Annotated in this window: 11 protein-coding genes; 6 read left to right on the forward strand and 5 right to left on the reverse strand. The window is 71.4% G+C overall.

Annotated features, from left to right (window positions below; translation table 11 throughout):
* The first annotated feature begins 36 nt into the window (after positions 1 to 36).
* The 5 genes from WQ56_RS13240 (at position 37) to WQ56_RS13260 (ending at position 6,026) form a co-directional block, all read left to right on the forward strand.
* Positions 37 to 1,095, forward strand: a complete 1,059-nt coding sequence (locus WQ56_RS13240) for an aldo/keto reductase (protein ID WP_047137601.1) — start codon at positions 37 to 39, stop codon at positions 1,093 to 1,095.
* Positions 1,092 to 2,129, forward strand: coding sequence for a zinc-binding alcohol dehydrogenase family protein (locus WQ56_RS13245; RefSeq protein WP_047137602.1), 1,038 nt, complete (start codon positions 1,092 to 1,094; stop codon positions 2,127 to 2,129). The genes WQ56_RS13240 and WQ56_RS13245 overlap by 4 nt, the downstream gene beginning before the upstream one ends.
* Positions 2,130 to 2,417: 288 nt before the next feature.
* A complete protein-coding gene (locus WQ56_RS13250; RefSeq protein ID WP_047137603.1) occupies positions 2,418 to 4,463 on the forward strand; it encodes an NADPH-dependent 2,4-dienoyl-CoA reductase in 2,046 nt (681 codons plus the stop codon).
* Positions 4,464 to 4,867: 404 nt separating this feature from the next.
* Positions 4,868 to 5,353, forward strand: coding sequence for a cell wall hydrolase (locus WQ56_RS13255; protein WP_047137604.1), 486 nt, complete (start codon positions 4,868 to 4,870; stop codon positions 5,351 to 5,353).
* 61 nt (positions 5,354 to 5,414) lie between these two features.
* Positions 5,415 to 6,026 (forward strand): glutathione S-transferase N-terminal domain-containing protein, encoded by a 612-nt coding sequence (locus WQ56_RS13260; RefSeq protein WP_047137652.1) that lies wholly within the window; start codon positions 5,415 to 5,417, stop codon positions 6,024 to 6,026.
* Positions 6,027 to 6,068: 42 nt separating this feature from the next.
* On the opposite strand, the gene prpF is transcribed toward WQ56_RS13260, so the two are convergent.
* The 5 genes from prpF to prpB all read right to left on the reverse strand — a co-directional run bounded on the left by prpF (position 6,069) and on the right by prpB (position 12,752).
* On the reverse strand, positions 6,069 to 7,268 hold the full coding sequence (prpF, locus tag WQ56_RS13265; protein ID WP_047137653.1) for a 2-methylaconitate cis-trans isomerase PrpF: 1,200 nt from the start codon (positions 7,266 to 7,268) through the stop codon (positions 6,069 to 6,071).
* A 129-nt stretch (positions 7,269 to 7,397) separates the two neighbouring features.
* Positions 7,398 to 7,766, reverse strand: coding sequence for an endonuclease domain-containing protein (locus tag WQ56_RS13270; RefSeq protein WP_047137605.1), 369 nt, complete (start codon positions 7,764 to 7,766; stop codon positions 7,398 to 7,400).
* A 39-nt stretch (positions 7,767 to 7,805) separates the two neighbouring features.
* Positions 7,806 to 10,430, reverse strand: coding sequence for a Fe/S-dependent 2-methylisocitrate dehydratase AcnD (acnD, locus tag WQ56_RS13275; RefSeq protein WP_047137606.1), 2,625 nt, complete (start codon positions 10,428 to 10,430; stop codon positions 7,806 to 7,808).
* 106 nt (positions 10,431 to 10,536) lie between these two features.
* Positions 10,537 to 11,688, reverse strand: coding sequence for a 2-methylcitrate synthase (gene prpC / locus WQ56_RS13280; RefSeq protein WP_047137607.1), 1,152 nt, complete (start codon positions 11,686 to 11,688; stop codon positions 10,537 to 10,539).
* A 179-nt stretch (positions 11,689 to 11,867) separates the two neighbouring features.
* Positions 11,868 to 12,752: a methylisocitrate lyase gene (gene prpB, locus WQ56_RS13285; protein ID WP_047137608.1), complete on the reverse strand. Its 885-nt coding sequence runs from the start codon at positions 12,750 to 12,752 to the stop codon at positions 11,868 to 11,870.
* Between the two features lie 128 nt (positions 12,753 to 12,880).
* On the opposite strand from prpB, the gene WQ56_RS13290 reads away from it, so the two are divergent.
* A complete protein-coding gene (locus tag WQ56_RS13290) occupies positions 12,881 to 14,074 on the forward strand; it encodes a citrate synthase family protein (RefSeq protein WP_047137609.1) in 1,194 nt (397 codons plus the stop codon).
* Positions 14,075 to 14,127 lie beyond the last annotated feature (53 nt).

Genomic DNA, 14,127 nt, shown 5'->3' on the forward strand with positions numbered 1-14,127 from the left:
CGTCGCCCGTCTCCCCTCCCCTCCAAGGATTCCTGCATGGACACCCGCTTCCTCGGCCGCTCCGGCCTCCGTGTTCCCGTCCTCGGCTTCGGCGTCGGCACGTTCGGCGGCCGCGGCCCGCTGTTCGGTGCCTGGGGCGACACCGACGCCGCTCAGGCACGCCGGCTGATCGACATGTGCCTGGACGCCGGCGCCCACTTCTTCGACACCGCCGACGCGTACTCGGACGGCGCGTCGGAAACGATCCTGGGCGCGGCGATCCGCGGCCGGCGCGACCGGGTGCTGCTGTCGACGAAGGTCGGTCTGCGCGTGGGCGAGGATGCCAATGCGGTCGGCGCGTCGCGCACGCACCTGCTCGATGCCGTCGACGCCGCGCTGCGCAGGCTCGGGACCGACCACATCGACCTGCTGCAGCTGCATGCGTTCGACGCGATGACGCCACTCGAGGAGACGCTGTCCACGCTCGACGGCCTGGTGCGTGCCGGCAAGGTGCGCTACCTCGGCGCGTCCAACCATGCCGGCTGGCAACTGATGAAGGCGCTGGCGATCGCCGACCGCCACGGGTTCGCCCGCTACGTCGCGCACCAGGCCTACTACTCGCTGGCCGGCCGCGACTACGAGTGGGAGCTGATGCCGCTGGGGCTCGACCAGGGCGTGGGCGCGGTGGTATGGAGCCCGCTGGCGTGGGGCCGGCTGACGGGCCGGATCCGTCGTGGCCAGCCGCTGCCGGCCGGCAGCCGACTGCACGCGACCGCCGCATTCGCGCCGCCGGTCGACGACGCGCGGCTGTACCGGATCGTCGACGCGCTCGACGCGGTCGCCGCCGACACCGGGCGCAGCGTGCCGCAGATCGCGTTGAACTGGCTGCTGCAGCGTCCCGGCGTCTCCACGGTGCTCGTGGGCGCGCGCGACGAGACGCAGCTGCGCGAGAACCTGGGCGCGGCCGGCTGGTCGCTGGACCCGGCGCACGTCGCGCGCCTGGATGCCGCGAGCGCGGTGCAGGCGCCCTATCCCTACTACCCTTACTGGAACGGGCAGTTCGCCGAGCGCAGCCCGGCGCCCGTCCCCACCCCCGCTCCGGAGACCTCCGCATGAAAGCCATCGCCACGACCCGCCCGCTGCCGATCGACGACCCGCAGGCGCTGGTCGAGCTCGACCTCGACACGCCCGCGCCCGGTCCGCTGGACCTGCGCGTCCGGGTCGAGGCGGTCTCGGTCAACCCGGTCGACACCAAGCTGCGCCGCGCACCGCTGGCCGACGGCGCGACGCATCGCGTGCTCGGCTACGACGCGGCCGGCGTCGTCGATGCGGTCGGCGACCAGGTCACCGGGTTCTCGGTCGGCGACGCGGTCTACTACGCGGGCGACGTCACCCGGCCGGGCAGCAACGCGCAGTTCCAGCTGGTCGACGCGCGGCTGGTCGCGCGCAAGCCCGGCACGCTGGACTTCGCCCAGGCGGCCGCGCTGCCGTTGACCGCGATCACCGCCTGGGAGCTGCTCTTCGAGCGCATGCCGTTCGCGTTCGACGGCGGCGGCGCGGGCAGGACGCTGCTGGTGATCGCCGGCGCCGGCGGCGTGGGCTCGATCGCGATCCAGCTCGCCAGGCTCGCCGGCTTCTCGGTGATCGCGACCGCCTCGCGCGACGAGAGCATCGCCTGGTGCCGGGCCCTCGGCGCCGACCACGTGATCGACCACCGCCAGCCGCTGGCGCCGCAACTGCAGGCGCTCGGCTACGACAGCGTCGACGTGGCGCTCAACCTCGCCGACACCGACGGTTACTGGGTCGAACTGGGCGAACTGCTCGCGCCACAGGGTCACGTGGGCCTGATCGTCGAGCCGGCCGGGGCGCTGAAGATCGGCGACCCGTACAAGGCCAAGTGCATCGGCATCCACTGGGAATTCATGTTCGCGCGCCCGCGCTTCCGCACCGCGGACATGGACGCGCACGGACGCATCCTCGCGCGCGTCGCCGAGCTGGTCGACGCCGGGCGGCTGCGGGGCACGTTGACCGAGACGCTGTCGCCGATCGATCCGGCCAACCTGCGCGAGGCGCACCGCCGGCTCGAGAGCGGCCGCACGATCGGCAAGCTGGCCGTCGCCGGCTGGTCGTCCGCGCACGGCGGCGCCTGACGGGCGCACGATACCGACGCAGGCGCGCGAGCGCGCGATGGGTGGCCTCGGGGCGGCCCATCGCGCGCGAGCGCACTCCTACAGGTCGGACTCTGACAGCCGCTTGTAGGAGCGCCCTCGGGCGCGAGGGGACGTGCCGGGCCCATCGCGCGCAAGCGCGCTCCTACGGACTCGCGATGCGACGACGCCGCTCCGGCACGTCCGGCACCGGGCACGCGCACGCGCCGCTTGCGCCAGCGGATGGATTCGCGGCACGCTGCGCACTCCATACGCCAGCGTATCCATGCCATGTCGCCAGCCACGGGCCAGCCCGACGCCACGCCCTACCCGCACCTGCTCGCGCCGCTCGACCTCGGGTTCACGACGCTGCGCAACCGGGTGCTGATGGGCTCGATGCACACCGGACTGGAAGACCGCGCGGCCGATTTCCCGAAGCTGGCGCGCTATTTCGCCGAGCGCGCCGAGGGCGGCGTGGCGCTGATCGTCACCGGCGGCTTCTCGCCCGACATCGCCGGCTGGCTCAAGCCGTTCGGCGGCAAGCTGTCGTGGCGATGGGAGACGCGGCGGCACCGGCCCGTCACCGACGCGGTGCACGCCCACGACGCCAAGATCTGCCTGCAGCTGCTGCATGCCGGCCGCTATGCCTACCACCCTCTGCAGGTGGCGCCGAGCCGGATCAAGGCGCCGATCAATCCGTTCACGCCACGGGCGCTGCGCGCACGCGGGGTCGAGCGCACGATCGACGCCTACGCCCGCGCCGCCGCGCTGGCGCGCGAGGCCGGCTACGACGGCGTCGAGATCATGGGCAGCGAGGGCTACCTGATCAACCAGTTCCTGAGCGCGCGCACCAACCGGCGCTCCGACCGCTGGGGCGGCGACGTGCTGCAGCGCATGCGCTTCGCCACCGAGATCGTGCGCCGCGTGCGCGAGGCGGCCGGACACGACTTCATCCTGATCTACCGGCTGTCGATGCTGGAACTGGTGCCCGACGGCTCGGGCTGGGACGAGATCGTGCAGCAGGCGCGCGCGATCGAGGCCGCCGGGGCGACGCTGCTCAACACCGGCATCGGCTGGCACGAGGCGCGGGTGCCGACGATCGCGACCTCGGTGCCGCGCGCGGCCTTCGCCGGCGTGACCGCCAAGCTGCGAGCGCACGTGACACTGCCGCTGGTCGCGACCAACCGCATCAACATGCCCGACGTCGCCGAGCGCGTGCTCGCGGCCGGCGGCGCCGACATGGTGTCGATGGCGCGACCGCTGCTGGCCGACCCGCAGTGGGTCGCCAAGGCACGCGCCGGCACGCCCGCGCGCATCAACACCTGCATCGCCTGCAACCAGGCCTGCCTGGACCACGTGTTCGCGAACCGCACCGCGAGCTGCCTGGTCAACCCGCGGGCGTGCGCGGAGACCGAGCTCAACTACGTCCCGGCCGCGACGCCGCTGCGCATCGCCGTGGTCGGCGCGGGGCCCGCCGGGCTGGCCTGCGCGACGGTGGCCGCGCAGCGCGGCCATCACGTCGCGCTGTTCGACGCCGCCGACGCGATCGGCGGCCAGTTCAACCTGGCGCGGCGCATTCCCGGCAAGGAGGAGTTCGACGAGACGCTGCGCTACTTCGGCCAGCGCATCACCGAGACCGGGGTCGAACTCCGACTCTCGACCGCGGTCGGGGCCGACGACCTGGCCGGCTTCGACGTCGTCGTGCTCGCGACCGGCGTGCGCCCGCGCGCGATCGACATGCCCGGCCACGACCATCCCAAGGTCGTCGGCTACGTCGATGTGCTCGAGGGCCGCGTCGTGCCCGGGGCGCGCGTGGCGATCATCGGTGCCGGCGGCATCGGCTTCGACGTCGGCGAGTTCCTGGTCGAGGGCGACGGCCCGCCGCCCAGTCTCGATCCGGCCGCCTGGATGCGCGAATGGGGCGTCGACCCGAGCTTCGAGCGCCCAGGCGGCCTCGTCCCGGCCGCGCCGTCGCCGCCGGCACGCGAGGTCTGGCTGTTGCAGCGCAGCCCCGGCCGACCGGGCGCACGGCTGGGCAAGACGACCGGCTGGATCCACCGCAGCACGCTGAAGGCCAAGGGCGTGCACATGCTCGGCGGCGTCACGTACCTGGGCGTCGACGATGACGGCCTGCGCATCGGCGTGGATGGCGCCGAGCAGGTGCTGCCGGTCGACCACGTGGTCGTCTGCGCGGGCCAGGAGCCGCGGCGCGACCTGCTGGCGGACCTGCAGGCCGCCGGGCGCGTCGTACATCTGGTCGGCGGCGCGGACGTGGCCGCCGAGCTCGACGCCAAGCGTGCGATCGCCCAGGCGAGTGCACTGGCTGCCCGGCTGTAGCGGCGCGCTCTCCGCCTGGCCCACTGCCCGGGCGCCGCACGAGGCAGTGACGACACGGCTGAAACTGAACATCGGTTCAGCCGAGTACGCATGCGGTGACGCCGCTTCCACAGGCGTTCGAAGCTGAATACGGGAACATTCCGGCCGATTCCAGCCACAGATCCACGCGACGCGCCAGTGCCGCGCATTCACGTTCGATTCGAAAAACCGCCGATACCTTGCCGCCACTTCGTTCCGCCCGCCTTGGCGGAACACCGGCCCGGCCGCGACGTTCGCGGTTTCGGTGCCCGGGCGAAAGCGCCATAGAGTCGCCGCCCTCCCCAATACGCCATGTCGATGTCGCATCCGTCCTGCCCGCCCGGGCTGGACGACGCGACGCGGCGCAACGGAGCAAGGAGCCAACGATGAAACTGGAATGGGTGATGTGGCTGGCCTCCGTGCTGCCGCCCCCGGCCGCCGATTCGCTCTGCCTGAGCACGACGGTCTATCTCGAGGCCCGCGACCAATCGGTCCGTGGGCAGGAAGCGGTCGCCGAGGTCGCGCTGCGCCGCCAGGAAAGCGGCCTGTGGGGCGAGTCGATGTGCGAGGTCGTGACCGCGCGCAAGCAGTTCGCGCCGACGATCCTCTCGCCGAACACCCGGCTTGCCAACACCAATGCGTGGACGCGCGCGGTGAGCGTGGCGCTGGCCTCGGAGCGCAACTGGTCGCTGCCGCGCGAGCAGCGGCGCGAGATCGTGCCCGGCGCCAGCCACTTCATGGCGCACGGCATCGCGGCGCCGACATGGCGCCACGCCCAGCCCGTGGCGACGATCGGCGACCACACCTTCCTGCGCGTGCAGGCGCTGCGTCCGCAGCCCTCGGCGCCGGCGCCGGCCACCGCGCGCGGCTGAGGTTCCCGCCGGCGCGCCGGCGGCGCATGATGGCGTCCCGCCCCGGCCTGGACCGTGCATGCTGACCCTCTACACCAAACCCGGCGCCTGCTCGCTGGCCGACCATATCGCGCTGCGCTGGATCGGCGCGCCGTTCGAGCTGCGCGTCGTCGACGCGACGACGATGAAGGCGCCACCGTTCCTGGCGCTCAATCCCGCCGGCGCGGTGCCGGTGCTGGTCGACGACGACTGGGTGCTGACGCAGAACGCGGCGATCCTCAACTACCGCGCCGACCGCTTTCCCGACGCCGCACTCGGCGGCGACGGCACGCCGGAGGGCCGGGCCGAGGTCAACCGCTGGCTCGGGCTGCTCAACGCCGACCTGCACCCCGCGTTCCATCCGCTGTTCGGCGCGACCAAGTACCTCGAGGATCCCGAGGCCGTCGACCGCACGCGCAAGCATGCGATGCAGAAGATCCGCGGCCTGTACGAGCGCCTGGACGCGCAGCTCGACGGCCGCGACTATCTCGCGGGCAGGCGCTCGGTCGCCGATGCCTACCTGTTCGTCACGCTGCAGTGGGCCAAGCGCCTGAAGCTCGACCTGGGCGGCCTGGACCGCCTGCACGTGTTCGACGCACGCCTGCTGGCCGACCCGGCCGTGCGCGCGGCGATGGACGCCGAGGGCATCCTCTGACGCCTCGGGCGCGGTGCGGGGCCCGCCCGGCGCTGCCGGCGCTCAGCCGGGCAGCGCGTCGGCGGGCACGCGGACCGCGCCCTCCATCAGCACACGCGCCGAGCGCGACATGATCGCCCGGGCGACGGTCCAGCGGCCGTCGTCCTGGACCGCCTCGGCGCCGACCCGCAGCGTGCCCGACGGATGCCCGAACCGCACCGACGTGCGCGCCCCGCCGCCGGCCGCGTCGCTGACCAGCGTGCCGGGAATCGCGGCAGCGGTGGCGATGGCAACGGCGGCCGTGCCCATCATCGCGTGGTGCAGCTTGCCCATGGACAGCGCGCGCACCAGCAGGTCGACGTCGGACGCGGCCACGGCCTTGCCGCTCGACACCACGTGGTCGCGCGGCGGCGCGACGAAGGCGACCTTCGGCGTGTGCTGGCGCTTGGATGCCTCGGCGAGATCGCCGATCAGCCCCATGCGCACCGCGCCGTGCGCGCGGATCGTCTCGAACATCGCCAGCGCCTGCGCATCGCCGTTGATCGCGTCCTGCAGCTCGGCGCCGGTGTAGCCGAGCGCGGCCGCGTCGACGAAGATCGTCGGGATGCCGGCGTCGATCATCGTCGCGCGCAGCGTCCCGATACCCGGCACCTCGAGATCGTCGACAAGATGGCCGGTCGGGAACATCGCACCGCCGCCGTCGCCTTCACCCTCGTCGGCCGGATCGACGAACTCCAGCACGATCTCCGCCGCCGGGAACGTGACCCCGTCGAGTTCGAAATCCCCGATCTCCTGCACCTGCCCGGCTTTGATCGGCACGTGGACGATGATCGTCTTGCCGATGTTCGCCTGCCATACGCGCACCGCGACCGTCCCGTCGCCGGGGATGCGCGCGGGATCGATGAAGCCGTTGGCGATCGCGAACGGCCCGACCGCGGTGCTGAGGTTGCCGCAGTTGCCGCTCCAGTCGACGAACGCGCTGTCGATGGCCACCTGGCCGTAGAGATAGTCGACGTCGTGATCGGGCACCGACGCGGGCGCGACGATCACGCACTTGCTGGTGCTCGAGGTCGCGCCGCCCATGCCGTCGGTGTGCTTGGCGTAGGGATCGGGCGACCCGATCACGCGCAGCAACAGCGCATCGCGCGCGGGCCCGGGCACCTGCGCGGCGGCCGGCAGGTCCGCCAGGCGGAAGAACACGCCCTTCGACGTGCCGCCGCGCATGTAGGTGGCGGGAATGCGGAGTTGCGGGGCGTAGGTCATGGTGTTCACTCGCTCTGTTTTTGCTTGCCTCTCCCGCTCGCGGGAAAGGAGTCGGATTGCGCTTGTTTTGCCTCTCTTCCTGCGGGGAAAAGATCGGACTCTGCTTGTCTCCCCTCTCCCCTTGTGGGACTACGTGCCCGCCGGGGTAGAGGGGTCGGGGGAGAGGGGTGCTTCCCGCAACGCATTCCAGATCGCTTCGAGCACCGATTCGGTGTGCTGCAGGATGTCGTGATTCCAGAAGCGCAGCACCTGGAAGCCCTGCGCCTTCAACCATGCGTCACGAACTGCGTCCCTGGACGATTCGGCATGCTGGCCGCCATCTGCCTCGACGATCAAGCGCGCACCGAAGTGCACGAAGTCGGCGATATAGGGACCGATCGGCTGCTGACGGCGGAACTTCTGTCCATCGAAGCGGTGGGCACGAAGGTGACACCAGAGCAGGCGCTCGGCCTCGGTCATGTTTCGACGCAGCGTTTTGGCGAATGCGCGTTGATCCATCGGCGGGCACGTAGTCCCGCAAGGGGAGAGGGGCTTTGGTCATGCGGCCCTGCTGGACTCGAGGAAATCCTGCGCGAAGCGCTGCAGCACGCCGCCGGCCTCGTAGATCGACACTTCCTCGGCGGTGTCGAGCCGGCAGGTCACCGGCACCGCCAGCTGCGTGCCGTCGGTGCGGTGGATCGCCAGCGTCAGCACCGCGCGCGGCGCGCGCGCGCCGATCACGTCGAAGGTCTCGGTGCCGTCGATCCCGAGGGTCAGGCGCGTGGTGCCGGGCTGGAACTCCAGCGGCAGCACGCCCATGCCGATCAGGTTGGTGCGGTGGATGCGCTCGAAGCCTTCGGCGACGATCGCCTCCACGCCGGCCAGCCGCACGCCCTTGGCCGCCCAGTCGCGCGAGCTGCCCTGGCCGTAGTCGGCACCGGCGACGATGATCAGCGGCTGGCGGCGGTCCATGTAGGTCTCGATCGCCTCCCACATGCGCACGACCCGGCCGTCGGGCTCGATGCGCGCCAGCGACCCCTGCCGCACGGCGCCGTCGACGACCGCCATCTCGTTGACGAGCTTGGGATTGGCGAAGGTCGCGCGTTGCGCGGTCAGATGATCGCCGCGGTGCGTGGCGTAGGAATTGAAGTCCTCCTCGGGCACGCCCATCTTCGCCAGGTACTCGCCGGCCGCGCTGCTGGCCAGGATCGCATTCGACGGCGAGAGGTGGTCGGTGGTGATGTTGTCGCCCAGCACCGCCAGCGGCCGCATGCCGGTCAGCGTGCGTTCGCCGGCCAGCGCGCCCTCCCAGTACGGCGGGCGACGGATGTAGGTGCTCGCCGGCCGCCAGTCGTACAGCGGCGCGACGCGCTCGCCGGTATCGACGTGCAGCTTGAACATCGGCCCGTAGACGCTGCGGAACTGTTCGGGCTTGACGCTGGCCTTCACGACCGCGTCGATCTCCTCGTCGCTGGGCCACAGGTCCTTGAGCGTGACCGGACGGCCGTCGGCGTCGACCCCGAGCGCGTCCTTCTCGATGTCGAAGCGCACGGTGCCGGCGATCGCGTAGGCGATCACCAGCGGCGGCGAGGCCAGGAACGCCTGCTTCGCGTAGGGATGGATGCGGCCGTCGAAGTTGCGGTTGCCGCTGAGCACGGCGGTCGCGTACAGGTCGCGCTCGACGATCTCCTGCTGGATCGCCGGATCGAGCGCGCCGCTCATGCCGTTGCAGGTCGTGCAGGCGAACGCGACGATGCCGAAGCCCAGCCGCTCGAGCTCGGGCAGCAGGCCGCTGTCCTGCAGGTACAGTTCGACCGCCTTGGAGCCTGGCGCCAACGACGTCTTGACCCAGGGCTTGCGCACCAGGCCGCGCGCATTCGCGTTGCGCGCCAGCAGGCCGGCGGCGATGACGTTGCGCGGATTGGAGGTGTTCGTGCAGCTGGTGATCGCGGCGATGATCACCGCGCCGTCGGGCAGCAGCCCCTGGGCCTCCTGCGTGCGGGCCAGCGTCAGGTCGCCGGCGATGCCGCGCTCGACCAGCGCCGAGGTCGGCAGCCGCCGGTGCGGGTTCGACGGGCCGGCCATGTTGCGCTCCACGCTTGACAGGTCGAAATGCAGCGTGCGTTCGTACTGCGCGCCGGCCAGCGCGTCGGCCCACAGGCCCGCGGCCCGGGCGTAGGTCTCCACCAGCGCGACCTGCGCGTCCTCGCGCCCGGTCAGGCGCAGATAGTCGAGCGTGTTGTCGTCGATGAAGAACATCGCCGCGGTCGCGCCGTACTCGGGCGCCATGTTGGAGATCGTCGCGCGGTCGCCGACCGACAGCGCGGCCGCGCCCGGCCCGCGGAACTCGAGGTACGCGCCGACGACCTTGGCCTGGCGCAGGAACTCGGTCAGCGCCAGCACGACGTCGGTCGCGGTGATGCCGGGCCCGGGACGGCCGGCGAGCTCGACGCCGACGATCTCGGGCGTGCGCATCCACGACGCGCGGCCGAGCATCACGTTCTCCGCCTCCAGCCCGCCGACGCCGACCGCGATCACGCCCAGCGCATCGACGTGCGGGGTGTGGCTGTCGGTGCCGACGCAGGTGTCGGGGAACGCGACGCCCCGCCCGTCCGTGCCTCGCTGCACGTAGACCACCGGCGACATCTTCTCCAGGTTGATCTGGTGCATGATCCCGTTGCCCGGCGGGATCACCTCGACGTTGCGGAACGCCTGCTTCGTCCAGTCGATGAAGTCGAAGCGGTCGGCGTTGCGGCGGTCCTCGATCGCGCGGTTCTTCTCGAACGCCTGCGGGTCGTGGCCGCCGCACTCCACCGCCAGCGAGTGGTCGACGATCAGCTGCACCGGCACGACCGGATTGACCTTGGCCGGATCCCCGCCCTGCTCGGCGATCGCGTCGCGCAGGCCTGCCAGGTCCACCAGCGCGGTCTGGCCGAGGATGTCGTGGCAGACCACGCGCGCCGGATACCACGGGAAGTCGATGTCGCGGCGCAGCTCGATCAGCTGGCGCAGCGCGTCGTCGAGCAGCGCCGGCTCGCAGCGCCGCACGAGGTTCTCGGCGTGCACGCGCGCGGTGTAGGACATGCGATCAAACGCGCCGGGCTGCAGGGCGTCGACAGCGGCGCGCGCGTCGAACCAGTCGAGGTCGGTACCGGGAAGGGGCTTGCGATGCTGGCTGTTCATGGCGGGCAGTGAGACCGGGATTGGGGAATGGGGATTCGGGCGTCGGGAAAGCGGGGACCGGGCGAACCGAATCCCCAATCCCGATTCCCGGATCCCGGCCGAGCGCTCAGCGCTCGGCGATCGGCACGAACGTCTGGTCCTCCGGACCGGTGTAGTTCGCGCTGGGGCGGATGATCTTGCCGTCGATGCGCTGCTCGATGACGTGCGCGCTCCAGCCGGCGGTGCGGGCGATGACGAACAGCGGCGTGAACATCGCCGTCGGCACGCCCATCATGTGGTAGCTCACCGCACTGAACCAGTCGAGGTTCGGGAACATCTTCTTGATGTCCCACATCACCGTTTCCAGGCGCTCGGCGATGTCGTACATCTTGCGGCTGCCCATTTCGTCGGAGAGTTCGCGCGCCACGGTCTTGATGACCTCGTTGCGCGGGTCGCCGACGGTGTAGACCGGATGGCCGAAGCCGATGATCACTTCCTTCCGCTCCACGCGCGCGCGGATGTCGGCCTCGGCCTCGTCGGGCGTGTCGTAGCGCTTCTGCACTTCGAATGCGACTTCGTTCGCGCCGCCATGCTTGGGTCCGCGCAGCGCGCCGATGCCGGCGGTGATGCACGAATGCATGTCGCTGCCGGTGCCGGCGACGACGCGGCTGGCGAAGGTCGAGGCGTTGAATTCGTGCTCGGCGTACAGGATCAGCGAGGTGTGCATCGCCTTCACCCAGGATTCGCGCGGCTCGAAGCCGTGCAGCAGGTGCAGGAAGTGGCCGCCGATCGAGTCGTCGTCGGTCTCCACGTCGATCGCCCGGCCGTTGTGGCTCCAGTGGTACCAGTACAGCAGCATCGAACCGAGGCAGGCCATCAGCTTGTCGGCGATGTCGCGCGCGCCCGGATGATTGTGGTCGTCCTTCTCCGGCTGCACGCAGCCGAGCACCGAGACGCCGGTGCGCATGACGTCCATCGGGTGCGCCGACGGCGGCAGCTCCTCGAGCGCAGCCTTGACCGCCGCGGGAATGCCGCGCAGCGAGCGCAGCTTGGCCTTGTAGCCGCGCAGTTCGGCGGCGTTGGGCAGTTTGCCGTGCACGAGGAGGTAGGCGATCTCCTCGAACTCGCTGGTGCGCGCCAGATCGAGGATGTCGTAGCCGCGGTAGTGCAGGTCGTTGCCGCTGCGGCCGACCGTGCACAGCGCGGTATTGCCGGCGGCGGTGCCGCTCAGCGCGACGGACTTCTTCGGCTTGAACGCCGGGGCGGTGGTCTCGCTCATGCTCTGTTCTCCGTTCTGGAACGTGTTGGCCGCGGATCTGCGCGGACCGACAGGGATTGGAAGGCTGCTTTCGCCGGAACTGCCGTCATTCCCTCCGGTGCGCAGGAGCGCGCTCGCGCGCGATGTGGCATTCCCCGGCACGCCCTGTCGCACAGGGGGAGGGCGAATCCTTCGTCAAATCACTTCTTCGCCGCAAACAGCGCGTCCAGGCGCTGCTCGAAGGCGTGGTAGCCGATGCGATCGTAGAGTTCCTCGCGGGTCTGCATCGCATCGACGACGTGTTGCTGGTGACCGTCGCGGCGCACCGCGGCATAGACGGCCTCGGCCGCCTTGTTCGCGGCGCGGAACGCCGACAGCGGGAACAGCTGGATCGCGACGCCGGCCGACGCCAGCTCGTCGCGCGTGAACAGCGGCGTCTTGCCGAACTCGGTGATGTTGGCGAGTACCGGCACCTTCACGGCATCGACGAATTTCCGGTACGTATCGAGGTCGTAGGCGGCCTCGGCGAAGATGCCGTCGGCGCCGGCCTCCACGCAGGCGATCGCGCGCTCGATCGCGGCATCGACGCCGTCGACCTGGATGGCGTCGGTGCGCGCGATCAGGAAGAAGTCGGGGTCGGTCTTCGCGTCGGCCGCGGCCTTGATCCGGTCGACCATCTCGCCCTGCGACACGATCTCCTTGCCCGGACGATGGCCGCAGCGCTTGGCACCGACCTGGTCCTCGATGTGGCAGGCGGCCGCGCCGGCCTTGATCAGCGACTTGACCGTGCGCTCGATGTTGAACGCGCTCGCGCCGAAGCCGGTGTCGATGTCGACCAGCAACGGCAGGTCGCAGACGTCGGTGATCCGGCGCACGTCGATCAGCACGTCCTCGAGCGTGTTGATCCCCAGGTCCGGCAGGCCCAGCGAGCCGGCGGCCACGCCGCCGCCCGACAGGTAGATCGCCCGGAAGCCGGCGCGCTTGGCCAGCAGCGCGTGGTTGGCGTTGATCGCGCCGATCACCTGCAGCGGCGATTCGGCGGCGAGAGCGGCGCGGAACGTCGCGCCTGCGGAGGAGGTGGTCATCGATGCGACTCCGGATCTGCGGTGTACCGCGATGGCGTGCAATCTGGCACCATCCGAATGGTTGATCAATCTTGATCGAATCAATCAATACATCTGGATTCAATGTGAATGGAAACGATGGCGATCTGATGTCCGCGGCCGAGGCCTGCGCTGCGCTCGGCATCAGCACTGCGACGCTGTACGCCTACGTCAGCCGCGGACTGCTCGAGTCGCGCCCCGGAGCGGACCATCGCAGCCGCGTCTACCTGCGCCAGGACGTCGAGCGGCTGGCGCAGCGCAAGCGGGCCGGCCGCGGGGCCGCACGTGGGGCGGCGCAGAGCCTCGACCGCGGGTTGCCGGTCATGGAGACGCGGATCTCGCTGATCCGGCCCGACAGCCCCTATTACCGCGGGCGCTCCGCGGTGGCGATGGCGCAGGCTGGCGCGACGCCCGAGGACGTGGCGCGACTGCTGTGGGACAGCGGCGACGTCGATCCGTTCGACCACGGCCCGCTCGACGGCTGGCCGGCCCGGGTGGCACCGGTCGCGACCGACGTCGCGCTGCCGCCGCTCGAGCGCGCGATGGCGGCGATCCCGCTGCTGGCGCCGGACCTGCGCCATTCGCTGAGCGCGGCGCCCGGCGTCCGGCGCGGCATCGCGGCGACGCTGCTGCGCCAGAACGCGGCGTTGCTGGTCGCCGGCGCGCCGGACACGCGGCCGGTCCACGCGGTGCTGGCGGACGCCTGGCGGCCCGGCGACGCGGACTTCGCCGATCTCGTCCGCACCGCGCTGGTGCTGTGCGCGGACCACGAACTCAACGTCTCGGCGTTCGCCGCGCGTGTGGTCGCGTCCACCGGCGCGCCGCTGCACGCCACGGTCTGCGCGGGCCTAGCGGCGCTGTCGGGGCCGCGCCATGGCGGCGCGACCGCGCGCGCGCATGCCCTGATCCGCGAGGCCTGCGACGCGCCCTCGCCCGCCGCCTGCATCGCCGAGCGCTGGCAACGCGGCGACGACCTGCCGGGCTTCCACCACGTGCTCTACCCCGAGGGCGACCCGCGCGCCGCGCACGTGCTCGAGCGGCTGCGCGCGACGCTCGGCGACACGCCGCGCATGGGCCAGGTCGAGGCGGTGATCGCCGCGGCCGCCGAGACCAGCGGCCGGCAGCCGAACATCGACGGGATGCTCGCGGCGATCTGCTTCGTCCACGACCTGCCGGCCACGCCGGCGCTGGCGATGTTCGCCGCCGGACGCCTGTCGGGCTGGCTGGCGCACGCGCTCGAGCAGCAGGCGCTGGGCCGGCTGATCCGGCCGCGCGCGCACTACGCCGGCACCGAGCCCGCATAGCCACGGTTTCTTCTGTAGGAGCGCGCTTGCGCGCGAGAGCGTTCCCGCAACAG

The organism is Luteimonas sp. FCS-9, from assembly GCF_001014645.1.
Lineage (GTDB): Bacteria > Pseudomonadota > Gammaproteobacteria > Xanthomonadales > Xanthomonadaceae > Luteimonas.

Bases quoted from the DNA above. Each gene is read 5' to 3' on its own strand.
- WQ56_RS13240 (WP_047137601.1), top strand. From the start codon at position 37: ATGGACACCCGCTTCCTCGGCCGCTCCGGCCTCCGTGTTCCCGTCCTC.
- WQ56_RS13245 (WP_047137602.1), top strand. From the start codon at position 1,092: ATGAAAGCCATCGCCACGACCCGCCCGCTGCCGATCGACGACCCGCAG.
- WQ56_RS13250 (WP_047137603.1), top strand. From the start codon at position 2,418: ATGTCGCCAGCCACGGGCCAGCCCGACGCCACGCCCTACCCGCACCTG.
- WQ56_RS13255 (WP_047137604.1), top strand. From the start codon at position 4,868: ATGAAACTGGAATGGGTGATGTGGCTGGCCTCCGTGCTGCCGCCCCCG.
- prpF (WP_047137653.1), bottom strand. From the start codon at position 7,268: ATGACCTACGCCCCGCAACTCCGCATTCCCGCCACCTACATGCGCGGC.
- WQ56_RS13270 (WP_047137605.1), bottom strand. From the start codon at position 7,766: ATGGATCAACGCGCATTCGCCAAAACGCTGCGTCGAAACATGACCGAG.
- acnD (WP_047137606.1), bottom strand. From the start codon at position 10,430: ATGAACAGCCAGCATCGCAAGCCCCTTCCCGGTACCGACCTCGACTGG.
- prpC (WP_047137607.1), bottom strand. From the start codon at position 11,688: ATGAGCGAGACCACCGCCCCGGCGTTCAAGCCGAAGAAGTCCGTCGCG.
- prpB (WP_047137608.1), bottom strand. From the start codon at position 12,752: ATGACCACCTCCTCCGCAGGCGCGACGTTCCGCGCCGCTCTCGCCGCC.
- WQ56_RS13290 (WP_047137609.1), top strand. From the start codon at position 12,881: ATGTCCGCGGCCGAGGCCTGCGCTGCGCTCGGCATCAGCACTGCGACG.